At 63.1% G+C, this 24223-nt stretch carries 22 protein-coding genes; 15 read left to right on the top strand and 7 right to left on the bottom strand.

Translation table 11 applies throughout. The features are described 5' to 3' along the window. Positions 1-21 precede the first annotated feature (21 nt). On the top strand, positions 22-261 hold the full coding sequence (locus B0G83_RS28750) for a hypothetical protein (RefSeq protein ID WP_035553786.1): 240 nt from the start codon (positions 22-24) through the stop codon (positions 259-261). Positions 262-264: 3 nt separating this feature from the next. On the opposite strand, the gene rfaE2 is transcribed toward B0G83_RS28750, so the two are convergent. The 6 genes from rfaE2 to B0G83_RS28720 all read right to left on the bottom strand — a co-directional run bounded on the left by rfaE2 (position 265) and on the right by B0G83_RS28720 (position 6759). Further along, positions 265-747, bottom strand: coding sequence for a D-glycero-beta-D-manno-heptose 1-phosphate adenylyltransferase (gene rfaE2, locus B0G83_RS28745; protein ID WP_105510789.1), 483 nt, complete (start codon positions 745-747; stop codon positions 265-267). 180 nt (positions 748-927) lie between these two features. After that, positions 928-1800, bottom strand: coding sequence for a ferritin (locus B0G83_RS28740; protein ID WP_105510788.1), 873 nt, complete (start codon positions 1798-1800; stop codon positions 928-930). Positions 1801-2377: 577 nt separating this feature from the next. After that, positions 2378-3163, bottom strand: a complete 786-nt coding sequence (locus B0G83_RS28735; RefSeq protein ID WP_105510787.1) for a PhaM family polyhydroxyalkanoate granule multifunctional regulatory protein — start codon at positions 3161-3163, stop codon at positions 2378-2380. Positions 3164-3290: 127 nt separating this feature from the next. After that, positions 3291-4148: an enoyl-CoA hydratase/isomerase family protein gene (locus tag B0G83_RS28730; RefSeq protein ID WP_105510786.1), complete on the bottom strand. Its 858-nt coding sequence runs from the start codon at positions 4146-4148 to the stop codon at positions 3291-3293. A 142-nt stretch (positions 4149-4290) separates the two neighbouring features. Beyond that, positions 4291-5484 carry an ABC transporter substrate-binding protein gene (locus tag B0G83_RS28725; protein WP_374954951.1) on the bottom strand — a complete coding sequence of 398 codons (1194 nt, stop codon included), beginning with the start codon at positions 5482-5484 and terminating at the stop codon, positions 4291-4293. A 291-nt stretch (positions 5485-5775) separates the two neighbouring features. Continuing rightward, the gene (locus B0G83_RS28720; RefSeq protein ID WP_105510784.1) at positions 5776-6759 is read right to left on the bottom strand and encodes a fumarylacetoacetate hydrolase family protein; all 984 of its coding nucleotides are present in this window, start codon (positions 6757-6759) and stop codon (positions 5776-5778) included. A gap of 126 nt (positions 6760-6885) precedes the next feature. On the opposite strand from B0G83_RS28720, the gene B0G83_RS28715 reads away from it, so the two are divergent. From B0G83_RS28715 to B0G83_RS28675, 9 genes are all read left to right on the top strand, one after another. Further along, complete coding sequence (locus B0G83_RS28715) at positions 6886-7797, top strand: IclR family transcriptional regulator (RefSeq protein WP_105510783.1); 912 nt, start codon at positions 6886-6888, stop codon at positions 7795-7797. Positions 7798-8050: 253 nt separating this feature from the next. Further along, positions 8051-9352 carry a DUF3108 domain-containing protein gene (locus B0G83_RS28710; RefSeq protein ID WP_105510782.1) on the top strand — a complete coding sequence of 434 codons (1302 nt, stop codon included), beginning with the start codon at positions 8051-8053 and terminating at the stop codon, positions 9350-9352. A 187-nt stretch (positions 9353-9539) separates the two neighbouring features. Continuing rightward, the gene (locus B0G83_RS28705) at positions 9540-10328 is read left to right on the top strand and encodes an alpha/beta fold hydrolase (RefSeq protein WP_105510781.1); all 789 of its coding nucleotides are present in this window, start codon (positions 9540-9542) and stop codon (positions 10326-10328) included. Between the two features lie 118 nt (positions 10329-10446). Continuing rightward, positions 10447-10704, top strand: coding sequence for a DUF3567 domain-containing protein (locus tag B0G83_RS28700; RefSeq protein WP_007179533.1), 258 nt, complete (start codon positions 10447-10449; stop codon positions 10702-10704). Positions 10705-10954: 250 nt separating this feature from the next. Continuing rightward, on the top strand, positions 10955-12034 hold the full coding sequence (locus tag B0G83_RS28695; RefSeq protein ID WP_105510780.1) for a homocysteine S-methyltransferase family protein: 1080 nt from the start codon (positions 10955-10957) through the stop codon (positions 12032-12034). A gap of 32 nt (positions 12035-12066) precedes the next feature. After that, positions 12067-13149 carry an AAA family ATPase gene (locus B0G83_RS28690; protein WP_105510779.1) on the top strand — a complete coding sequence of 361 codons (1083 nt, stop codon included), beginning with the start codon at positions 12067-12069 and terminating at the stop codon, positions 13147-13149. After that, positions 13149-13862 carry a DUF4276 family protein gene (locus tag B0G83_RS28685; RefSeq protein WP_105510778.1) on the top strand — a complete coding sequence of 238 codons (714 nt, stop codon included), beginning with the start codon at positions 13149-13151 and terminating at the stop codon, positions 13860-13862. Before B0G83_RS28690 ends, B0G83_RS28685 begins: the two co-directional genes overlap by 1 nt. Continuing rightward, positions 13859-16576: a methionine synthase gene (gene metH / locus B0G83_RS28680; RefSeq protein WP_181157122.1), complete on the top strand. Its 2718-nt coding sequence runs from the start codon at positions 13859-13861 to the stop codon at positions 16574-16576. Before B0G83_RS28685 ends, metH begins: the two co-directional genes overlap by 4 nt. A gap of 163 nt (positions 16577-16739) precedes the next feature. After that, positions 16740-16949 carry an acid-shock protein gene (locus B0G83_RS28675; RefSeq protein WP_105510777.1) on the top strand — a complete coding sequence of 70 codons (210 nt, stop codon included), beginning with the start codon at positions 16740-16742 and terminating at the stop codon, positions 16947-16949. Between the two features lie 190 nt (positions 16950-17139). Here B0G83_RS28675 and B0G83_RS28670 read toward each other — a convergent pair whose 3' ends face one another. Further along, positions 17140-17466 carry a DUF1840 domain-containing protein gene (locus tag B0G83_RS28670; protein WP_105510776.1) on the bottom strand — a complete coding sequence of 109 codons (327 nt, stop codon included), beginning with the start codon at positions 17464-17466 and terminating at the stop codon, positions 17140-17142. A gap of 456 nt (positions 17467-17922) precedes the next feature. On the opposite strand from B0G83_RS28670, the gene argS reads away from it, so the two are divergent. The 5 genes from argS to B0G83_RS28645 all read left to right on the top strand — a co-directional run bounded on the left by argS (position 17923) and on the right by B0G83_RS28645 (position 24109). Then, positions 17923-19713 carry an arginine--tRNA ligase gene (argS, locus tag B0G83_RS28665; RefSeq protein ID WP_105510775.1) on the top strand — a complete coding sequence of 597 codons (1791 nt, stop codon included), beginning with the start codon at positions 17923-17925 and terminating at the stop codon, positions 19711-19713. A gap of 61 nt (positions 19714-19774) precedes the next feature. Then, positions 19775-20569: an SPOR domain-containing protein gene (locus tag B0G83_RS28660; RefSeq protein ID WP_105510774.1), complete on the top strand. Its 795-nt coding sequence runs from the start codon at positions 19775-19777 to the stop codon at positions 20567-20569. A gap of 174 nt (positions 20570-20743) precedes the next feature. Continuing rightward, positions 20744-21382: a thiol:disulfide interchange protein DsbA/DsbL gene (locus B0G83_RS28655; protein WP_105510773.1), complete on the top strand. Its 639-nt coding sequence runs from the start codon at positions 20744-20746 to the stop codon at positions 21380-21382. A gap of 15 nt (positions 21383-21397) precedes the next feature. Next, positions 21398-22171 carry an SDR family oxidoreductase gene (locus tag B0G83_RS28650; RefSeq protein ID WP_105510772.1) on the top strand — a complete coding sequence of 258 codons (774 nt, stop codon included), beginning with the start codon at positions 21398-21400 and terminating at the stop codon, positions 22169-22171. 351 nt (positions 22172-22522) lie between these two features. Further along, a complete protein-coding gene (locus tag B0G83_RS28645; RefSeq protein ID WP_105510771.1) occupies positions 22523-24109 on the top strand; it encodes an ABC transporter substrate-binding protein in 1587 nt (528 codons plus the stop codon). Positions 24110-24223 lie beyond the last annotated feature (114 nt).

The following is a 24223-nucleotide window of genomic DNA, read 5'->3' as shown; positions in this document are numbered from 1 at the left end:
TCTGGACGGGGAAAACCAATAATGCTGCGCTGGCTGATCGCCATCTTGTTTCTTGCCAACCTGCTGGCATTCGTAGCCGTGCGCGGCGTATTTGGCCCGACGCCCACCGCCGGCGGGCGCGAACCCAATCATCTGAATCGCCAGATTCATCAGGAATGGTTGAGGGTGCAACCGGTTACGGCCGCCGAGGCCGCCGATCAGGCCGTGGTCGGCGGCCCGGCGCCGGTGGCGCCGATCGCGGCGTCGGCGTTGCCGCAGTAGCCTTCAACCCTGCGAGCGCACCTTCTTCAACAGCGCCGTGGTCGAGCGATCGTGCTCAAACGGAATTGCCAGCGCTTTGCCGCCCCAACCGCGCACAATGGCCGACTCCGGCAACACATCCATGTCGTAGTCGCCGCCCTTGACGAGCACGTCCGGGCGCAGCGCCGAAATCAGCTCGACCGGCGTCTTCTCGCCGAAGCACACCACGTAATCGACGCTTTCCAGCGCGGCCAGCAACGCCATGCGGTCCGACTCGTTGTTGATCGGCCGGTCGTCGCCCTTGCCGAGCATGCGGACCGACGCGTCGCTATTCACGCCGACGATCAGGCACGCGCCGAGCGCCTTCGCATCGGCCAGATAAGTCACATGCCCGCGATGCAGGATATCGAACACGCCGTTGGTGAACACCACCGGCGCGTTGAGCGTGGCGCGCAGCGTCACAAGGGCATCGCGCGTCAGCATCTTGCGTTCAAAAGTAGTAGCCATGACGGAATCGAAAAGAAGAATAAAGAAGTGCCGTCACGATACACGTTGGACGGCATGAAACAAAACGGCCCGGCAAGCTCACGCTTGCCGGGCCGTTCCTGAAACCGTAAAACCAGTTCTGCTGGCGCGGGCTTTTAACCCGGCGTGAAGCCGCTCACGCGGATCACGCCCTGAGCGCCATCAAGCCGGCTGTTCCGTCGACTTCTGCTCCGCCTGCAGGCGCGTCACCACTTCCTTGCGGTAGCGGTTCAGTTCCTGCGCGGTGTTGAACGTGCGTTCGAACAGAATGGACAGATTGTGCAGAATCCGCTCCACCACCTTCTTTTCCCAGCCGTCGTCGAAACGGATCTGTTCGTCGAGCCAGCGCTCGAGCCATTCCGGATCCGGCAGACGCGACTGAATCGTGTCGCGCGGGAACAGCGCCTGGTTCACGTGCAGGTTGGTGGGATGCAGCGGCTTTTCGGTGCGACGCGCCGACGCCATCAGCACGCCGATCTTCGCAAACGCAGCACGCGCGATGTCGCCCGTTTGCACCATTGCTTTCTTCATGTAGCGCAGATACGCGCCGCCATGGCGTGCTTCGTCGCGCGAAATGGTTTCATAGATCTGCTTGATCACCGGCTCGGTGTGCCATTCGGCCGCACGGCGATACCAGTGGTTCAGGCGGATTTCGCCGCAGAAATGGAGCATCAGCGTTTCGAGCGGCGGCGCCGGATCGAATTCGAAGCGCACCGCGTGCAGCTCTTCTTCGGTCGGGCACAGCTCGGGCTTGAAGCGGCGCAGATACTCCATCAGCACCAGCGAATGTTTCTGTTCTTCGAAGAACCACACGCTCATGAATGCGGAGAAATCGCTGTCGTGATGGTTGTCACGCAGGAACATTTCCGTGGCGGGCAAGGCCGACCATTCGGTGATCGCGTTCATCTTGATCGTCGCGGCCTGCTCGTCGGTCAATAGCGATGCATCGAACTTGTCCCAGGGAATGTCTTTCTCCATGTCCCATCGAACGGATTCGAGCGATTTATAAAGTTCCGGATAAAGCATGGTGTTCATAGTCCCACCCCTGTTCTGCGCATACTGTGTGTGTCTGCTGCTACGTGTAGCACTCTCGCTGACGACGAACGGTTCACGCCGCGCGTCGGCCAACATTCAATTTTACGCGGTAATCAGCCGCCTAGATGCACCGGGCAGCAAAGAAGTCGGGCGTTTGCGCGGGCACGCCCCGTCTAAGCTACGCGCTGCGCGGCCAACCGTGGGTGAGGGATACCCTGTGCCTGAGGTCGAGCCAGTCTGCGGTGAAACCGCACCGTCCAGCCCTGCGCCGGTCTGACCGGCGGCAAATGAAGCAAGGGCGGCATGATGGGTTGTTTTGTGCACGCCCCAAAACCAACTAAAAAAACAACTAAAGCTTACACAATGATAGCACGCTGACTTTACGGAATTCCCACGTTAGCAGACGCCGCGCCGCCGTCCGCTTGACCTCTCTCAACAAAGCGCATGATCCGCGGAGTGTGGCCGAGGATCGAGGTCAAAACCATGACACACGGCGAACCGGCCCATCTCGCCCGCCAGCCGTGTGGTCTTTTTGCCGATGACGGGCGGGTCCGCGTCGTCATCGGTCGTTCCCGCCTTAGGTCGACTTTTTCGCCGTGCGCGGCGTGCCGCTCGCGCTAGCCGCGCGTTTCGCGGCGGACGGAGCCCGTTTTGCAGCCGGTCGCCTGGCGGCGGATTCCGCGCCTTGCGGTGACGTCTGCGACGCGTCGGCCGTGGCTTCGGCAGCCGCTTCACCGCCGGCTGCCGCCGATGCGCCTTGAGTGGAATCGCCGGTCGCGGTCGCCGGCTGCGTCATCGCGAACTGGGCGATCTGATTGAACTGCGACTGCAGCAGGTTCCACCATGCGGACGCGTCGAACGGCGGCGTCGACGGCGCTTCTTCATCGTCGGCGCTGGACGGTTCGGCCGCGGCGGACTCCGCCGTGCCGCTGGCCGGAGCCGCCTGCCGCGGATGCGGCCAGCCGGTCGCCGGCGCGGGGCTCGGCGCCGCGGATGCCGCCGGCTGCGCCATCGACGATTGCGCGAACGCGCCGAACGCGCGCAGCGTGGCGAGCGTCGCGCGCTGCACTTCGAGCGCCTGAATCGCGGACTGCAGCATGCTCAGATTCAGCTTGAGCCATTGCTCGACGGCGCGCATGTCGGTGATGCGCTTGTCGAGTTCCTCGACGTTGGTCAGCGGCGCCATCATGTCGGACATCATCGACAGCGACGGTCCCATGCCCCCGCCGGCCGGTTGCGCGCCGGAGAATGCGGAGCCGAACGGCGACAGGCGCATCATGCCCCACATGCGTTCGAGCATTTCAGCGGGCGGAAAGCCGGGGAAGCCGGGAAACGGCGGCGTGGAATCGGGTGTATCGGTCATGCTTGTCGCCTCGCTGCATAAAAGTAGGAGTGCGCGCCGGCCCGCACGCGTCGGAGTCGATCATACCGTGCGGGGGCGGCGCGTCAGGAGCGTTTGGGGACGGTGGGTTGCCTCAACGCAACCCGGCTCATCCCGCCTCACCGCGCCACGGATCCGCGCCGCCGAAATCGGGCGCGCGCCGCTCACGCAGCGAATTCACGCCTTCGCGCACGTCCGGTCCGGCAAAGCCCATGAATTCCAGCGCCAGCGACGTATCGAACGCCGGTCCCGCCGAGCGCAGCCAGTTGTTCAACGCGTACTTCGTCCAGCGAATCGCGGTCTGCGAACCGTTGGCGAGTTTGCCCGCCACCTCGAAGGCTTTGGGCAGCAGATCGCTTTCGTCGACGGCGAGCGAGACGAGGCCGATACGCTCCGCCTCTTCGCCGCTCACCGGTTCGCACAGCATCAGGTAGTACTTGGCCTTCGCCATACCGCACAGCAGCGGCCAGACGATCGCCGCGTGATCGCCCGCGGCGACGCCCAGCCGCGTATGACCGTCGATAATCCGCGCCGTCTTCGCCGCGATCGAGATATCCGCGAGCAGTCCCGCCACCAGGCCAGCACCCACCGCCGGACCGTGCATTGCCGAGACGATGGGCTTGCTACAGTTGATCACGTTGTAGACGAGATCGCGCGCCTCGCGCCAGACCCGCGCGCGCACGTCGAAATCGGTCGCCATGTCTTCGACCAGTTGCAAGTCGCCGCCCGCCGAAAAGCCCTTGCCCTCGCCGCGAATAATCGCCACGCGCGTCTGCGGATCGCGGTCGATATCGCGCCAGATTTCGGCGAGTTCGTAATGCATCCGCGCGTTGGCGGTGGCAAGGCCGCTTTTGTTGGCACCCTCGCCGCTCATCACGACTTCGAGCACGCCGTCGGGATGGCGCGTCAACTGAAGCGACTGGTAGTGCGCGTAAAACGCGTCGTTGGTGTGTGAGGTCTGAGACATGGTGAGCAATCCGTGACTTGCGTGAGATACATTCAAAACGCGTTCAAAAACGTATCCAACGAGGTTTGCAACAATTCGCGGCGATCGGGTCGGCGCGCGCGGGAAGAGGCCACGCGCGGCCTGTTCTCTTCGACGCGGCCGCTCAACGCGGCTGATAAACCCACTTCCCATTCATGATCTCGACCATCACGCGAGCCCGCTGATCGAGCCCGAGGTGATCCGTCGCGCTCATGTTGACGACGCCATTGGTATCCGCCAGTCCGCGTGTGGCTTCGAGCGCATCGCGCAGCGCGCGGCGGAATTCCGGCGTGCCGGGCGCGCCCGCTTTCAACGCGATCGGGACGGCGTTGTTCAGCAGCATGCCGGCGTCCCACGTGTACGAGCCGAACGCCGACACGCTGTTCGGTCCGCGCAGCGCTTCGAAGCGCTTGATGTAATCCAGCGCGAGACGTTTGGCCGGGTGATCCGCCGGCAATTGCGCGGCCACCAGCACCGGGCTCGCCGGCAGGAACGTGCCGTTGCAATCGGCACCGCAGACGCGCAGGAAGTCGTTATTACCGACGCCATGATTGTGATAGATCAGCCCTTTGTAGCCGCGTTCCCGCAGCGTTTTCGGCGGCAGCGCGGCGGGCGTGCCAGCCGCACCGACTACCACCGCGTCGGGATGCGTCGCGAGAATTTTGAGGACCTGGCCGGTCACGCTCGGATCGGTGCGATTGAAGCGCTCGCTCGCCACCATGTCGATGTGATGCAGCTGCGCGAACTTGGCGACTTCGGCGTAGAACGTCTCGCCGAGCGCGTCGGCCTGGCCGATGAACGCAATGGTTTTGACGCCGTGCGCGCTGGCGTGCTCGGTAATGGCCGACGCCATCATCGCGTCGGTCTGTGGCGTCTTGAAGACCCAATGGCGTTTCGCATCGACGGGTTCGATGATTTTCGCCGACGACGCCAGCGATATCATCGGCGTCTCACCTTCGGCGACCACGTCGATCATGGCGAGCGAATTCGGCGTGATCGACGAACCGATAATCGCGTCGACGTGATTCTCGGAGATCAGCTTCTTGGTGTCCTGCACGGCCTGGGTGGTGTCGGACGCGTCGTCTAGCACGATGTACTCGACCGTCTGACCGCCAATCTGTTTCGGCAGCAACGTGGCCGTGTCGCGTGCGGGAATACCGAGCGACGCGGCCGGTCCGGTCAGCGACAGCACGAGGCCGATCTTGACCTGCGCGAACGCCGCGCCGGGCAATGCGCCCACGCAAGCGAACGCCACGCACAACGCGGTGGCGCGGAACGCCCGCCCGCCACGCGCCGGACTCACGCCCGCGCGCGACATTTCAATCGTTTCGCTACGCCGGGTGCCAGGTTTCAAGGATACGAATCGCGGCATGCTGTCTCCTCACATTGGTTTTCGTTTTTGATGTGCTGCCGATGAACGACCGACGAACCGGCAACTAGCCACCCCGGGCGTGCCGCCGCGCCAGTCAGTGTAGCCGCGCGCCGGAGCGTCGGCATCGGGCGAAACCCTTTCGAAAGTGCTGTTCAAATCCGCTCGGCCCGCGCCGTCGCGGCGCGCGTCACAAGCGCGCTCCGTGCGCTACGCGCTGCTTCGCACGCACACCGCCCATCAATCCAACGGCGCGATGCTCTGATCGATCGAACCGAAAATCGACTTGCCCGCTTCGTCGAACATCTCGATCTTCACGGTGTCGCCGTAGTTCATGAACCCGGTTTGCGGCGCGCCGTGTTCGATGGTTTCCAGGCACCGTTTCTCGGCGATACAGCAATAGCCGCGCTTCGCGTCCTTGTTGGAGACCGTGCCCGAACCCACGATCGCGCCGGCGCGCAAGTTGCGGGTTTTCGCGGCGTGCGCGATCAACTGCCCGAAGTGAAACACCATGTCGGTGCCGGCGTCCGGCTGACCGACTTTCTTGCCGTTCCAGTGGACGATCATCGGCCGGTGCAGGCGGCCTTCGCGCCAATATTCACCGAGCTCGTCGGGCGTGACCGCGACCGGCGCGAACGACGTGGCCGGCTTGCTCTGGAAAAAGCCGAAGCCCTTCGCAAGTTCCGCGGGAATCAGGTTGCGCAGCGAGACGTCGTTGACGAGCGTGATCAGGCGCACGCTTCTGAGCGCCTGATCGGGCGTGGCGCCCATCGGCACGTCGGTGGTAATCACGGCGACTTCCGCCTCGAAGTCGATGCCATAAGTTTCCGACGCGCACAACACATCGTCTTTCGGGCCGATGAAGTCGTCGCTCCCGCCCTGATACATCAACGGATCGGTCCAGAACTCCGGCGGCATCTCCGCGCCGCGCGCGCGCCGCACCAGCTCGACATGATTCACATACGACGAACCGTCGGCCCACTGGAACGCGCGTGGCAGCGGCGCCATGCAGTCTTTCGCGTCGAACGCAAAACTGTTGCGCGCGCGGCCGTGATTGAGCGCGTCGTACAGATCCTGCAACTGCGGTGCGTAGAAGGTCCAGTCGTCGAGCACGCGCTGCATGGTGGGCGCGATCGCATCGGCAATCGCCGCGGTGTGCAGGTCGCGGGACACGACGATCAGTTGGCCGTCGCGCGTGCCGTCCTTCAGCGTGGCAAGTTTCATAGGGGAGTGAGCCGTGTTAGTGACGATAGAAGGAATCTATTCTACGATGGTGAATCGGCGCGACCCAAGTGCCCGCGGCTTTCCTGCTTCTGAACCTCTTCTGAACGCGCTCCCGGCGCCCCGCTCATGCCTCCAACTGCCCGCTCAGGCGCGATCCGTACCGACCACCACGGCACGACTGAATCGCTCGAAGCCACCGACATCGACGACGAAAGCGCCGAAACCGGCGATAGCGGCGAAGAGAAACTGCGCTCCGGCATCCAGTCGATCGAAGTCGGTTTCCGCCTGCTCGACGTACTGACCCACGAACCCCGCGCGATGATGTTGCGCGACCTCGCGCAGCGCGCCGGCATGAGTCCCGCGAAGGCGCACCGCTATCTGGTGAGTTTTCTGCGTTTGGGCGTGGTGTCGCAAGATCCGCTGTCGGGGCGCTACGAGTTGGGTGGGTTCGCGTTGCAACTCGGGCTCGCGCGGCTTGCGCGGGTCGACGGGGTGAAGCTTGCGCGCATAGCGCTCGCCGAATTGCGCGACCGGCTTGATTTGACGGTCGGCATCGCGGTATGGGGCAATCAGGGGCCGACCATGGTCCACTGGATGGAATCGAGCCATCCGGCCAAGGCGTCGCTGAAGCTCGGCGATGTCATGCCGCTACTCAGCTCAGCCACCGGTCTGCTGTTCGCCGCGTATCTGCCGGTCAGCAAGACCGCCGCGATGCTCGAACGCGAACTGGCCGACGCGCGGCGCGCCGCGCATCTGGGCGGACCGCGCACCCGCGACGAAGTCGAGCAGGTCCTCGCGCAAGTGCGGCAGCATCGAGCTGCACGCGTGGAAGGCATGTTGTTGCCTACCATTCACGCGTTCTGCATGCCGGTATTCGACTCGACGGGCGACCTCGCGCTCGGCCTCATCGCATTGGGTCACGAAGGGGTGTTCGATATCCGCTGGGGCGGCGAGATCGATCTGGCGCTGCGCGACTGCGCGCAAAAGCTCTCGTATGAGCTGGGGTATAGTGCGACGCCGCGCGACGCGCAGGATTGATGTATCGCGTCTCCGAGCGGCTTGAACGCTTGCGTTGGGTGAGCTTGTGTCCGCGGCTTATCGACAAACTTAACGGCAAACACTCATTGTTCCATGAGGCATTTTGGAGCGTCGGCCTGGCGCGAGTTTTCGACATCGCGGAACATCGCTCGCGGCGATGTGGTCGAATCGGTTCGCTCACGGCCTCACTGATCCGCGCAAGGTTTCGTTCGCGTGATCCAATACATTCCCCCTCGCACCTCTTTAACCGCCGATGGCTTCGTCCTCCGTCACACACCGCCCCGACCGCACGCCGCCAGGCGGACCGCGCGTCGCGCTGCGCGTGGGACGATGGATCGCGGTGCTGCTGGTCGTGGCGGTGCTGCACTGGATCGCCGCGCAGTGGGTGGAGCGCAACCGCGCGACGCTCAATCCGGCGGACCACGAGCGTGTCCCCGTGCAGGTCGCGCTGTTGACACCTGAGCGTATCGAACGCAATCCGGCCGCCGTTGCACCGCATGTGCCAGCACCGGCACCGGCGCAAAGGCCCGCTGCGAACAAACCGCGCGAACATGTACTGACCGCGTTGCAACCGGCGAAGCAGGCGCCATTGGCTGCCTCCGCGACCGAGGCGAGCGCCACGGTTGCCGCAAGCGCCGCCAGCACGACGACCGCGAACACTGCCGCCGGAAGGACTACCGGCACTGCCAGCGGCCCCACTGCCGCAAGCGCCCCACAAGCAACGCCAGGCGTGAAGTTTTCGGTCCCGCCCTCCGGCGAGTTGCAATACGACACGTTCTACAACGGCGTGCGCAATCAGCCCGGCACGATCCACTGGACCAGCAACGCGCAAAGCTACGAAATGGTGGTGTCGGTGCCCTTGCCTTTCGTCGGCACATTCGTGTATTCGAGCCACGGACGTATCGACGCTTTCGGCCTCGCGCCGGACCAATACGTCGAAAAGCGCGGCCGCCGCGCGGAAGATATCGCGATCTTCAATCGCAGCGACAAAAAAATCGCCTTCACCCGCACGCCGGCCAGCTTGCCGCTGCCCGACGGCGCGCAGGACCGCTTCAGCATGGTGATGCAGCTCGCCAGCCTCGTGCGCGGCGACCCGGCCGCTTATCAGCCCGGCGTGACGCGGCAGTTCTTCGTGGTCGACAACGACAGCGGCGAGAACTGGCCCATCGAGACGATCGGCGACGAGACCATCCGCACGGCGCAAGGCTTCATCGATACGCGTCATTTCAAACGTCTGCCGCGCCACGACGGCGACTTGCGTCGCATCGACGTATGGCTCGCGCCGTCGCTCGGCTGGCTACCGGCGCGTATCGTTCAGACGGAACCGAACGGCACGCAATTCGAACTGGTGTGGCGCGGCAAGCTCAATCTCGACAACCCAGACACCGCCGCAGCCGCCTCGCCTGGCAACGCTGCCGATAGCAGCGCTGCAGCGCCTGACAATTCCGCTCACCCGGCGCCCGCCGACGCATCGGCAGCAACGCCCGAGGCCGCGCCGTCCCAATCGTTAAATCCTACCGATCCCAGCAGCCCAGCCGGCGTTATCAAGCCCTGACAAACCGGTCTCGAGTGAAGTCTCGAAGAATCGGCGAAACTTCTTCGACAACACCCACTCGCAACACACTGTTGCAACCGTTCGCGCGGATGCTGCGTATATTGATGAGGCATCAGGCCGATGGCCCGTCGAGGCTGTGCAGCGCGCGTCAATGGATCCTTCCACTGCGATCCCTCAAGGAGCCCGCATGCAAGTGAACATCAATGGAATCGAGACGCGCTATGTACTGAGCAATGAGGGCGGCGGCCCGTGGCTGACGTTCATTCATCAGCTCGGTGGCGACCTCTCGGTGTGGGACCAGCTCGCCGGCTATTTCCGCGACGACTACACCGTGCTGCGCTACGACCTGCGCGGCCACGGCAAGACGGCGTTGTCGCGCGAGCCGTTTGGTATCGCCGATCTGTCACACGATCTCGCCACCCTGCTCGACACGCTCGGCGCGCCCAGTACCCATCTGGTCGGTATGTCGCTCGGCGGCATGATTACGCAGCAGTTCGCGCTGGATCACCCGTCACGCGTCGACACCCTCACGATTGCCGACACCAACGGCGGCACGCCGCCCGAAGCCCGTGCGCTGTGGGACCAACGTGCCGCAAGCGCGCGCACGGACGGTATGGGTTCGCTCGTGTCGTCGACCATGAGCCGTTGGCTGACACCTGACTTTCAGCGTGCGCATCCCGAAGCCGTCGAGCCGATTCGCGACGTGTTCAACCATACGTTGTCAGAAGGCTACGCCATGGCGTGCGAAGCCCTGCGCGATTTCGACGTACGCAGTAAGCTGGGAACCATCCGTTGCCCAACATTGACCGTGGCGGGCCGCCACGACACGGGCACGCCGCCTGCTGCTACGCAGGCAATTGCAGACGCCATCGAAGGCGCGCGTTTCGAACTGCTCGATGCCGCTCATCTCGCGCCCATCGAGCAATCTCACCGTTTTGCTGCACTGCTTGAAACGTTTCTTGAAAGGCCGGTCTAACCGGTAGGTTCGGAACTTTTACAAGCGTCAATCCGGACCCACCCCTTGAATTCCACCCCCACGCTCCAACCTATGGCGCAGGAATGGCCAGGAGCCAACGGAAATAAGGAGTGTCGCCATGCAAATGATCTACAACAGCCCCAACTATTGCGTCGTTGAGTTTCCGCCGCAGGAAGGTCCGCTGGCCATGAAGTCGGGTGGCTACGAGATCGTGGACAAAAACATGCAGCGGGAGATCTACATTGATGGCGCAATGGCGGCGCGGTTTCGCGAGCACGTGCAGAAGCTGATCGAAGAGGAGCCGTCGCTGGACGAGGTTGACGAATTCCTCGGGCAGTTCGACAGCCTGATGCATCAACCGGTGATTCTTCACTAAGCGCAAGCTTCGATTTAACATTTTTGGCGACCTATCTTCGACCGCGCCGTCCGGTTTAGCAGTCGGCCCACCCGGCGGCCCTTTCAAGGCGGTCAGCAGTTCATGAAGCGGTCCAGCAGGCTCTTGGCTTGTTGGACCGTTTTCTTTTCCGACGGCGAGATCGCCTGTCCGGCCCGCGCGCGGCGTGTGCGCCCGGCAGCGGCTACAATGACAGGTTTCCCGCCAAACCCGGCGCAAGCCCTTGTCCGCCATGAACCAGCCTGCTCAAACCGCCACGCCTGTCCGCTCCGAAGCCGCCTATACGCGCGGTGCGGCGCTGCCCGCGCTGCTCAAGTCGCGCATCCTGATCCTGGATGGCGCAATGGGCACGATGATCCAGCGCTACAAGCTCGACGAAGTCCGTTATCGCGGTGAGCGCTTCAAGGACATCGAGCGCGACATCAAAGGCAACAACGAACTGCTGTCGATCACGCAGCCGCACATCATCGGCGAGATTCACGAGCAGTACCTCGCGGCGGGCGCGGACATCATCGAGACCAACACGTTCGGTGCGACCACGGTCGCCCAGGCCGACTACGGCATGGAAGAGTTGGCCATCGAGATGAATCTCGAATCGGCGAAGCTGGCGCGTGCTGCGTGCGACAAATATTCGACGCCGGACAAGCCGCGTTTCGTCGCCGGCGCAATCGGACCGACGCCGAAGACCGCGAGCATTTCGCCCGACGTGAACGATCCGGGCGCGCGCAACGTGACGTTCGACGAACTGCGCACGGCCTACTACGAGCAGGCCAAGGCGTTGCTCGACGGCGGCTGCGATCTGTTCCTCGTCGAGACGATCTTCGACACGCTCAACGCAAAGGCCGCGCTGTTCGCGCTGGACGAACTGTTCGAAGACACCGGCGAGCGTTTGCCGATCATGATCTCGGGCACGGTCACCGACGCATCGGGCCGCATTCTGTCGGGCCAAACCGTCGAGGCGTTCTGGAACTCGCTGCGTCACGCGAAGCCGCTCACCTTTGGGTTGAACTGCGCATTGGGCGCGGCGCTGATGCGCCCGTACATCGCCGAACTGGCGAAGCTTTGCGACACGTATGTGTCGTGCTATCCGAACGCCGGCCTGCCGAATCCGATGAGCGATACGGGCTTCGACGAATTGCCGGCGGATACGTCCGGTTTGTTGAAGGAGTTCGCGCAGGCGGGGCTGGTGAATATCGCGGGCGGGTGCTGTGGGACGACGCCGGAGCATATTGCGGCGATCGCTCAGGCGCTGGCTGGCGTGAAACCTCGCGCATGGGCAAACTATCGGGAAACCGATACCGAAACGGCTTGATCGCAGCGTCCAACTGAACGGGGAATCGATCGATGGCTGGCGTCACCAAACTGACGATTGCGGGTTTCAAATCAATACGTGAGTTGCGCGACTTCGAGCTGCGTAACCTGAACGTGTTGATCGGCGCCAATGGTGCGGGGAAGTCGAACTTTATCGGTTTGTTTCGAATGCTGGCGGAGATCTACGAAGGGCGTCTTCAGCTATACGTTCAAACGCAAGGCGGCCCCGACGCCTTGATGCATTTTTCGCGGAAGACGACGGACGAGATCCATGCGGAATTTCGATTCAGCGATCAGGAATGGTATGCATTCAAACTCGTCCCGACGAACGATAACCGGCTAGTTCTTTCCGATGAACAGTTCAGGTTCGAAGAAAACGCCCGCGCGGCAAATGGCAGTCTAGGCAGTGCACCGGAGGCACGGCTTAAAAAGATCGCAGAGCAGCATGGTTACCCTTACATTGCTGCCGCGCTCGAAAGCACCCGCGTCTATCATTTCCACGACACCGGCGAAAAAGCCAAGGTCAAACAGCTTCACGCGCTCAACGACACACTGCGGCTGAAAGTCGATGGCGCCAACCTGGCGGCGTACCTCTGCATGCTCAAAACCGAGCATGCACACAACTATCGCCTGATCGTCGACACGATTCGCCTCGCGGCACCGTTTTTCGACGATTTCGTGTTTCGCGCCAATCCTTTCTCGAAAATCCAGCTCGAGTGGACCGAACGGGGCGATCCCGACACGCCGTTCACGGCCCATGCGCTTTCGGACGGTACGCTTCGCTTTATCTGCCTGTGCACGCTGTTGCTCCAGCCGTGGACGTTGATGCCTGCCACGATTCTGATCGACGAGCCAGAACTCGGCCTCCATCCGTACGCGATCAATCTGCTCGCCGACCTGCTCAAACGCGCATCCGAGCAAAAACAATTGATAGTCTCGACGCAATCAGTCGAACTGCTGGACAACATGGACCCAGAGGACGTCATCGTCGTGGATCGTAAAGACAACGCGTCGACCTTCCACCGGCTCGACGCCACGCAACTGCAAGACTGGCTCGACGACTATTCGCTCGGCGATCTGTGGAAACAGAATGTACTGGGCGGGAGACCCGCGTAATGGTCGAGTTAATCATCGTCGGCGAAGGCCAGACCGAGGAGACGTTCGTGCGCGACGTACTCGCTCCAGCATTGGCCGCGAGCGACGTTTACGTGAGCCCGCGTCTGATCAATTCGTCAAAAACTCAAGCCGGCGGCGCGTTGAACCTTGCTCGCGTCAAACGGTTCGTCGGCAACACGCTGCGCGAACGCGCCGATACCTATGTCACGACTTTGATCGACCTGTACGGACTCGACACGACATTTCGCGGCGTCGCCGAAACCCAGGGGCGCGAGCCGGCTGCTCGCGCAACGCGCATCGAAACGCTGCTGCATGAAGACATCGTCGGCTTCGCGCAGTGCCGTCCCGAGCGCTTCATTCCGCACGTGCAACCGCATGAATTCGAATCCCTGCTGTTTTCCGATGTCGCCCGGCTCTGCGAAGTCGAGCCACTCTGGCAGAGACAGAGCGCTTCACTCATTGCCGCGCGAAACGCGGTCGACAATCCCGAGTGGATCAACGATTCCCCGCAAACTGCGCCGTCGAAGCGCCTTGAACAATTAGATCCGCGCTATCGCAAGGTCGGCCACGGCCCTCGCGCCGCCGCTCGCATTGGCCTTGACCGGATTCGCGAGCAATGCCCGCATTTCCGCCAATGGTACGACCGGCTCGTGACGCTGCCGGCGCTTGCCGCCACGCGCACCAACACTGCACATATTGAGCTAACGCCATGACCGATCACACCATGCGCCTTTCCGGCCTCGAGCCGTTCAACGTCACGTCCGGCACGCTCTTCATCAACGTCGGCGAGCGCACCAACGTGACCGGCTCGAAAGCCTTCGCGCGAATGATCCTGAACGATCAGTTCGACGACGCCGTCGCGGTCGCGCGCCAGCAGGTCGAAAACGGCGCGCAGGTGATCGACGTCAACATGGACGAAGCGATGCTCGATTCGAAAGCGGCCATGGTGCGCTTCATGAATCTGATCGCATCGGAACCGGACATTGCGCGCGTGCCGATCATGATCGACTCGTCGAAATGGGAAGTGATCGAGGCGGGTCTCAAGTGCGTGCAAGGCAAGGCGATCGTCAACTCGATCTCGCTGAAAGAAGGCGAAGAGGCCTTCCGCCACCACGCGAACCTGATCCGCCGCTACGGCGCGGCCGCCGTCGTGATGGCGTTCGACGAACAAGGCCAGGCCGACACCTACGAGCGCAAGACGCAAATCTGCAAGCGCTCGTACGACTTTCTGGTCAACGAAGTCGGCTTCCCGCCGGAAGACATCGTCTTCGATCCGAACATCTTCGCGATCGCCACGGGTATCGAAGAGCACAACAACTACGCGGTCGACTTCATCAACGCGACGCGCTGGATCAAGGAAAACCTGCCGTACGCGAAGGTGAGCGGCGGCGTGTCGAACGTGTCGTTCTCGTTCCGCGGCAACGACCCGGTGCGCGAAGCGATTCACACCGTGTTCCTCTACCACGCGATCCAGGCCGGCATGGACATGGGCATCGTCAACGCGGGCCAGCTCGGCGTGTACGCCGACCTCGATCCGGAGTTGCGCGAACGCGTCGAAGACGTGGTGCTGAACCGTCGTGACGACGGCACCGACCGGCTGCTCGAAATCGCCGACAAGTTCAAGACCGGCGCCGCGAAGAAAGAAGAAAATCTCGAATGGCGCAACCAGCCGGTCGAGAAGCGCCTCGCTCACGCGCTGGTGCTCGGCATCACCAACTTCATCGTCGAAGATACCGAAGAAGTGCGCGCGAAGATCGCCGCCGCCGGCGGTCGCCCGATCAATGTGATCGAGGGCCCGCTGATGGACGGCATGAACATCGTCGGCGACCTGTTCGGCCAGGGCAAGATGTTCCTGCCGCAAGTCGTCAAGTCCGCGCGCGTGATGAAGCAGGCGGTCGCGCATCTGATCCCGTTCATCGAGGAAGAAAAACGCCTGCTCGCGGAAGCCGGCGGCGACGTGCGCGCGAAAGGCAAGATCGTCATCGCCACGGTGAAAGGCGACGTGCACGACATCGGCAAGAACATCGTGTCCGTGGTGCTTCAGTGCAATAACTTCGAAGTGGTCAACATGGGCGTGATGGTCTCGTGCAACGACATTCTCGCCAAGGCGAAGGTCGAGGGCGCGGACATCATCGGACTCTCGGGGCTGATCACGCCGAGTCTCGAGGAAATGGCTTATGTCGCGTCGGAAATGCAGCGCGACGACTACTTCCGCATCAAGAAAATTCCGCTGCTGATCGGCGGCGCGACCACCTCGCGCGTGCACACCGCGGTGAAGATCGCGCCCCACTACGAAGGGCCGGTGGTGTACGTGCCGGACGCGTCGCGCTCGGTGTCGGTGGCGTCGAGTCTGCTGTCGGATGAAGGCGCCGCGAAGTACCTCGACGACCTCAAGACCGACTACGACCGCATCCGCCTGCAGCACGCCAACCGCAAAGCCACGCCAATGGTCACGCTCGCCGAAGCCCGCGCGAACAAGACCAAGGTGGACTGGGCGAGCTACCAGCCGGTCAAGCCGAAGTTCATCGGCCGCCGTGTGTTCAAGAACTTCGATCTGAGCGAACTTGCGAACTATATCGACTGGGGTCCGTTCTTCCAGACCTGGGACCTGGCCGGCCCGTATCCGGCGATCCTGAACGACGAGATCGTCGGCGAATCGGCGCGGCGCGTGTTCTCGGACGGCAAGTCGATGCTCTCGCGTCTGATCCAGGGCCGCTGGCTGCAGGCCAACGGCGTGATCGCGCTGCTGCCGGCAAATACGGTGAACGACGACGACATCGAAATCTACACCGACGAATCGCGCTCGGAAGTCGCCCTCACCTGGCGCAACCTGCGCCAGCAGAGCGTGCGCCCCGTGGTGGACGGCGTGATGCGGCCGAATCGGTCGCTTGCCGACTTCATCGCGCCGAAAGAATCGGGCGTGGCCGACTATATCGGCATGTTCGCGGTCACCGCAGGCCTGGGCGTCGACGTGAAGGAAAAGCAGTTCGAGAAAGATCACGACGACTACAGCGCCATCATGTTGAAGGCACTCGCGGACCGTTTCGCCGAGGCCTTCGCCGAAGCCATGCATGCCCGCGTGCGGCGCGATCTGTGGGGCTATGCGAACGCCGAAACCCTGTCGAACGACGACCTGATCGCCGAGAAGTATCACGGCATCCGCCCGGCGCCCGGCTATCCGGCCTGCCCGGACCACCTGGTCAAGCGCGACATGTTCGACGTGCTGCAAGCCACCGAAATCGGCATGAGCGTGACCGAATCGCTCGCCATGCTGCCGGCGGCGAGCGTCTCCGGTTTCTATCTCGCGCATCCCGACAGCACGTATTTCTCGGTCGGCAAGATCGGTCAGGACCAACTGGAGGATTACGCAATCCGCATGGCGTTGTCGAAGACGGATGCGGAGCGCGCTCTGGCGCCCTTGCTGTAAGCCCTTGCGCGGCGTGGTGGGAAACCCACTATATCGGGTCTGAAAGGCTGAATATTTGCGGCGGTGTAATTTTCGGCTTTGTAGACTGAATTGGATTTACCCAGCCAGACGCGGCCAAAACGCGTCGGCTTATCCAATTGCAATCGTCGACGGAGAGAATCGTATGAAGAAGCTGACGCTGTTGTTGACTGCTGTTTCACTGGCTGTGGGCGCCTCGGCGGCGCTGGCACAGCCTGCCGCTCCGGCTGGTTCGAGCGCGGTGAGCTCCTATTCGCCGCCCACGGTGAAACACGTCAAGAAACCAAAGAAGAAGAAAGTGAAGAAGGGTGCGTCGGCTCCGGCAGCCGCTCCGGCGGACGCTGCCAGCCAGTAAGCGTTGCACGGCAAAGCCGGCTAACACCGGCCTTGAATGACAAAGAGCCCGCTTCGAGCGGGCTCTTTTCATTGGCGCGTCGCAAGGAGTCGCGCCGCCAACCGCGGCGCGGGACACGCGCCATGACTGCTGCAACGGCTGCGGCGCACGTCTGGCTCACGGAAGAGCCGGCCACGCTGCCGCAACGACTTCACAACCCCCAGACGATATCCGCGTTTTCCTTCTGTGCCGCGCGCAGCATGTCGAGGAACGGATATGCGCGTTGCGCGAGACCCGGCGGAATCTCGTGATGCTCGTGGCCGTCTTCGCCTTCGTGGAAATGGCCATCGTGTTCGGCGCGTTCCTGCTTGTCGACGCTGATGGCGGCTTCGAGTTTGCCGATGGCCGGACCGAGTTCGTCGTGCGTAATGACGCCGCGTTCACCCAGACGTTTGCCGACGATGCCGACCAGGTACTGGGCAAGATTCTCCAGCATCATCACGTCTGGCGCGGCACGGCATTTGAAAGTAATCAGCATGACTGTTCCCTTTTTTGGTTATGTTGGATTGGCGTGCCGGCGGCTCGAAAGCGGCGCCAGCGCGCGTTACGTTGACTCGCCGATCAGATGCGGCGGCCACGGCCCTTGCTGGGCATCTCATTGAACATATTAGCACCTGCTAAAATCCGTCTGAACGGAAAAGCGCGCCGCGTCTGGCCGCGCACGGCCGGGCACGATGAACGTGGCTCGAAAGGTCACCGGGCCGTTGCGCTTGGCCGGTGCCTGCCGCGCCGGCCAACTCGCCGCGAGTCGCTGTGCATCATGCCTGACTGCGTTGCAGGCAACGTGCCTGATCGCGCGATCGCAATGACCGACCTGCCGCAACGGGCGCCGCGCCGCTTTCCACGCTTCTGACGAACCGTCTGCGCCCGCTGCACGGGCACGGCCGGCGCCTCTTCCGCATCACCGGATTGCCTCACTGGACTCGCAACAAGCATGCTGCCTGCACACAAACAGACCCTCGAAACCCTGCTCGCCGACACGGTGAAGCAGGTCGCTGAAGCCTCGCAAGGCGCGACCGAAGCCGCTTTCGTGTCGCCCACCATCACGCTGGAACGCCCCAAGGTCGCCGCGCATGGCGACGTCGCGTGCAACGTGGCCATGCAGCTCGCCAAACCGCTGCGCGCGAATCCGCGCCAGCTCGCCCAACAGATCGTCGACGCGCTGCTCGCGCAGCCGCTCGCCCAAGGTCTGGTCGAAGCCGCTGAAGTGGCGGGCCCCGGGTTCATCAACCTGCGTCTGGCCGCCGCCGCGAAACAGGCCGTGATCGCCGCCGTGTTCGCCGAGCAGGCCGCGTTCGGCCGCTCGCAGCGCGACGCCGGCAAGCACGTGCTGATCGAGTTCGTGTCGGCTAACCCGACCGGCCCGCTGCACGTCGGCCACGGCCGTCAGGCTGCGCTGGGCGACGCGTTGTCGAACGTGCTGGCCTCGCAAGGCTGGGACGTGCATCGCGAGTTCTACTACAACGACGCCGGTGTGCAGATCCAGACGCTCGCGCTGTCCACCCAGGCGCGCGCCCGCGGCATCGCCCCCGGCGACGCGGGTTGGCCGGCTTCGGCCTACAACGGCGAGTACATCGCCGAAATCGCCAAAGACTATCTGGCCGGCGCCACGGTGGCCGCGAGCGACGGCGAGCCGGTGACCGGCGCGCGCGATGTCGAGGATTTCGAAGCGATCCGCCGTTTCGCGGTGGCGTATCTGCGCCGCGAGCAGGACATGGATTTGCAGGCGTTCGGCGTGAAGTTCGACCAGTACTACCTGGAGTCGTCGCTGTACACGGAAGGCCGGGTCGAAAAGACGGTCGAGGCGCTGGTCGCCGCCGGCAAGACGTACGAGCAGGAAGGCGCACTGTGGCTGCGCACGACCGACGACGGCGACGACAAGGACCGCGTGATGCGCAAGACCGACGGCACCTACACGTACTTCGTGCCGGACGTCGCCTATCACGTCGCCAAGTGGGAACGCGGCTTCACCAAGGTCATCAACGTGCAGGGCTCGGACCACCACGGCACCATCGCACGGGTGCGCGCCGGCTTGCAAGGATTGGGCATCGGTATTCCGAAGGGCTATCCCGACTACATCCTGCACAAGATGGTCACGGTCATGCGCAACGGCGAAGAGGTGAAGATCTCCAAGCGCGCCGGCAGCTACGTGACGGTGCGCGATCTGATCGAATGGTCGGGCGGCGCGACGCCGGGTTCGGAAACCGCCGTCGATCTGATCGACGAAGAAACGATTCGCCGCGGCCGCGACGCCGTGCGCTTCTTCCTGATCTCGCGCAAGGCGGATACGGAATTCGTGTTCGATATCGACCTCGCGCTGAAGCAGAACGACGAAAACCCCGTGCATTACGTGCAGTACGCGCACGCGCGCATCTGCTCGGTGCTCGCCGAATGCAAGTCGCGCTACAGCACGGACGAAACCACGCTCGCGTCGGTGGACGTTTCCCCGCTCACGAGCGAACGGGCCATGGCGCTGCTGAACAAGCTCGCCGAATTCCCGGACATGCTGCAACACGCCGCCGACGAACTCGCACCGCACGCGGTCGCGTTTTATCTGCGCGACCTCGCCGGGGAATTCCACTCGTTCTACAATGACCGGGCCGAACGCGTGCTGGTCGACGACGCGGCCGAGCGCAACGCACGCGTCGCGCTGCTCGCGGCCACGCGTCAGGTGCTGGCCAACGGTCTCGCGACGATCGGCGTCTCCGCTCCCGTCAAGATGTAAGTCCTCCGCCGTAACATGCATGCGGCCGTCGTTATAATCGGCGGCCGTTCCAGGATTCTTTTTGCAGGTGATTCATACGATGGCAAAACCACGCCGCACAACAAAGCAATCGAAACAAACCGGGGGCACTTTTCTCGGCATCGTGCTGGGCCTGATCGTCGGCCTTGCGATCGCGGTAGTGGTGGCGCTGTATATCACCCGTGCGCCTACGCCGTTCGTCTCGAAGGTGGCGCCGCCCGCGGCGTCCGACTCCAGCGCGAGCCAGGCGCAATACGATCCGAATCGTCCGCTGCAAGGCAAGACGCCGGGCCAGCCGGTGCCGCAAGCCGCACAGCCGGCACCGCCGAACACCGCGCCGGGCCAGACCAACTCGCAGACGCAGTCGGGCATGCTGGAAGAGCCGCAGATCGTCGAAGTGCCACCCGCTAACGGTACGAACGCCAACCCGAACGGCACGGCAGTCGCACCGAAGCCCGCGCAGGACAATGGCAACGTCGCACCCACCGCACCGGCGAAGAAGCCGCAGGCATCGAGCGCACCGGCGCCCAGCACGGCCACGGCCAACAACGCCAAGCCGGGTTCCGGCGCAACGTCGGCACCGGCTCCGGGTGACGCGAACACCGGCTACTTCCTGCAAGTGGGCGCGTACAAGACCTCCGCCGACGCCGAACAGCAACGCGCACGCCTTGCGTTCCAGGGCTTCGAATCGAAGGTCACGCAGCGCGATGCAGGCGGTGTGACGTACTATCGCGTGCGGATCGGACCGTTCTCGAAGTTCGAGGACATGAATTCGAGCCGTCAGCGTCTGTCCGACGCAGGCGTCGACACCGCCGTGATCCGTTTCACGAAGCAATAAGCCAACCATAAATACACGGTGATTTACCGGAACGCGCCGCCGCCGAACCATCGGCGTGCGGCGCGTGTCACAAACACGACGGACGTTTGAAAACGTCCCAACGCCGACAAAAAAAGTGGTGACGGGCATTTGCGTGGCGCCGCCGCTTTACCGCCTACTCTGGGTCAACACGACATGAAAAAACTGCTGAGCATTCTGTTCCTCTCGCTGGGCCTCGTTGCCGCCACAGCTCAAGCGGCGCCGGCCGCGCCGGTGTCCGGCAAGGACTACACCGTGCTGGCCACGCCGCAACCGACCGACGAGCCGGCCGGCAAGATCGAAGTCACCGAGTTCTTCTGGTACGGCTGTCCGCACTGCAACGAATTCAACCCGTACCTCGAAGCATGGGTGAAGAAGCAAGGCCCGGACGTCGTGTTCAAGCGCGTGCCGGTTGCCTTCCGCGACGACTTCGTGCCGCATTCGAAGATGTATCACGCGCTCGACGCGCTCGGCCTCGCACAACAGCTCACGCCGAAGGTCTTCAACGAAATCCACGTCAACAAAGACTATCTGTTGACGCCGGAAGATCAGGCCAAATTCCTTGCGAAGAATGGCGTCGATCCGAAGAAGTACATGGACGCGTACAACTCGTTCTCGACGCAAAGCGCGTTGCAGAAAGACACGAAGCTGATGAACGACTACAAGATCGACGGCGTGCCGACGCTGGCCATTCAGGGCAAGTATGAAACCGGCCCGGCTCAGACCAACAGCCTGCCGGGCACGATCCAGGTGCTGGACTACCTGGTCGCGCAAATCCGCGCCAAGAAGATGTAAAGACAAGGCGCCGGAATGAGTTCACCGCTGAAGGTTTTCATTACCGGCGCCTCGAGTGGCATCGGCCTCGCCCTCGCTGCCGAATACGCGCAGCGCGGCGCGATTCTCGGCCTGGTCGCCCGTCGCGGCGACGCCCTCGCTGCGTTCCAGCAGTCCCATCCGAGGAATGCCGTCGCCGTCTATTCCGTCGACGTGCGCGACGCCGAAGCGCTCGCCGAAGCGGCCGCGCAATTCATCGCGCAATACGGCTTGCCGGATGTCGTGATCGCCAATGCCGGCATCAGCCGTGGCGCGGTCACCGGACACGGCGATTTGCGCACCTTCCGCGAAGTGATGGACATCAATTACTTCGGCATGGTCGCCACGTTCGAGCCGTTCGCCGCCGCCATGGTCGCCGCGAGGAAAGGCACGCTGGTCGGGATTGCCAGCGTCGCCAGCGTGCGTGGTTTGCCGGGCTCCGGCGCGTATAGCGCGTCGAAGTCGGCGGCGCTCAAGTACCTGGAGGCGTTGCGCGTCGAGATGCGGCCGCAGGGCGTCGGCGTGGTCACGATCGCGCCCGGCTACATCCGCACGCCGATGACCGAGCACAATCCGTACACCATGCCGTTCCTGATGGACGCCGACCGTTTCGCGGTGAAGGTCGCGGACGCGGTGGAACGTCAAACCGCGTTTGCCGTGTTCCCATGGCAGATGCGTCTCGTCGCGATGTTGCTGCACGTCATGCCGCGCTGGCTCTACGACCGCGCGTTCGAACGCGCGCCGCGCAAGCCGCGCGCCGCCACCGAATAAGACCCGTCACCCCGTGCGGCCGATGCAACCGGCGCAGCACGCTTTCACCTCTTCGATGGCGCTTAAGGGCTTCAGCTCATAGGCGTCGTTCGTATCACGCTCTTCCGCACCACAAGCCGTAGCGCATCGCCCGCTCCATATGGATATGCGGATTAAGTTGTTGTCGCCGCAACGACCCTTCGATAAGCTTTCGCGCAGGCTCACCCGCGCATGGGCGGCATTATCGGCGTCATGCGCCAGCGCCGGAAACGTATCACAATAAAGACGGCGGCCACGCCGGCCACCCTCGTCAACGGAACATAACCACACAACCAGACGCACTGCCTGACTGCGCTTGTTATGGGAGATCCTATGCGCTTCAAACTGCTCGCAGCCGCCGTACTGTTCACGGCGCCCGCGCTCGTGCTCGCCAAACCGCTGACCGTCTGTACCGAGTCGAGCCCTGACGGTTTCGACATCGTGCAGTTCAATTCGCTCGTCACGACCAATGCGTCGGCCGACGTGATCTTCAACTCGCTGGTCTCGTACGACGAGGCCGCGAAGAAAGTGGTGCCGTCGCTGGCCGACAAGTGGGACGTGAGCGCCGACGGCCTCACCTACACGTTCCACCTGCGCCCGAACGTGCAGTTCCAGACCACCGACTACTTCAAGCCCACCCGCGCGCTGGATGCCGACGACGTCGTCTTCACGTTCGACCGCATGCTCGACGACAGCAACCCGTGGCACAAGGTGGCGGGCGCGAGCGGCTTCCCGCATGCGCAGTCGATGGGTTTGCCGAAGCTGATCAAGTCGGTCAGCAAGGTCGACGACAACACCGTCAAGTTCGAACTGAACGCGCCGGACGCGACCTTCGTCTCGATCCTGACAATGGGTTTCGCGTCGATCTATTCGGCTGAATACGCCGACCAGTTGCTCAAGGCCGGCAAGCAGGTCGATCTGAACGCGAAGCCGATCGGCACCGGTCCGTTCGAGTTGAAGAGCTATACGAAAGACGCGGTGATCCGTTACGACGTGAATCCGACCTACTGGGGGCCGAAACCGAAGATCGACCGCCTGATCTACGCGATTACGCCGGACGCCACGGTGCGGGCGCAGAAGGTGAAGGCGGGCGAATGCCAGATCGCGCTGTCGCCGAAGCCGCAGGACCTCGCCGACGCGAAGACCGACAAGTCGCTCGCTATCGTGCAGACGCCCGCGTTCATGACGGCCTTCGTCGCGTTGAACACGCAGAAGAAGCCGCTCGACAACCAGAAGGTGCGCGCCGCGCTGAACATGGCGTTCGACCGCACCACGTATCTGAAGACCGTGTTCGACAACACCGCGACGGCGGCCGTGAACCCGTATCCGCCGAACACGTGGAGCTACGACAAAGCGGTGAAGCCGTGGCCGTACGACCCGGTGAAGGCCAAGAAGCTGCTCGCCGACGCGGGCTATCCGAACGGCTTCGAAACGACCATCTGGGTGCGTCCGAACGGCAGCGTGTTGAACCCGAATCCGAAGGCCGGCGCCGAACTGCTGCAGGCCGACTTCGCGAAGATCGGCGTGAAGGCGGAGGTGAAGGTGATCGAATGGGGCGAGCTGATCAAGCAGGCCAAGCAAGGCCAGCATGATTCGCTGTTCATGGGCTGGGCCGGCGACAACGGCGACCCGGACAACTACCTGTCGCCGCTGTTTAGCTGCAATGCGGTGAAGTCCGGCATCAACTTCGCGCGCTTCTGCGATCAGGATCTGGACAAGCTGATCGCCGACGGCAAGTCCACGCCGGATCAGGCGAAACGCGCGAAATCATATGAACAGGCGCAGCAGATCATTCACGATCAGGCGCTGTGGATTCCGCTCGGATATCCGACGGCGTCGGCGATTACGCGCACGAATGTGAGCGGCTATCACGTAAGTCCGTTTGGACGGCAGAACTTTGGAACGGTGGCGGTGCAGTAGCGCTGCCGGTTTTTTGAGGTGACCCGTCCTGCTATAGGTTGACAGGTTTTGCCAGGGTATCCGGCTGGTAAAGATACCCCCTTAACGACGCCCGATGAACTTCATCGGGCGTTT

The organism is Paraburkholderia sp. BL21I4N1 (assembly GCF_002973525.1).
GTDB lineage: Bacteria > Pseudomonadota > Gammaproteobacteria > Burkholderiales > Burkholderiaceae > Paraburkholderia.
The sequence above is the reverse complement of the archived record's forward strand: the minus strand, read 5'-3'. Positions and strand labels throughout refer to the sequence as shown.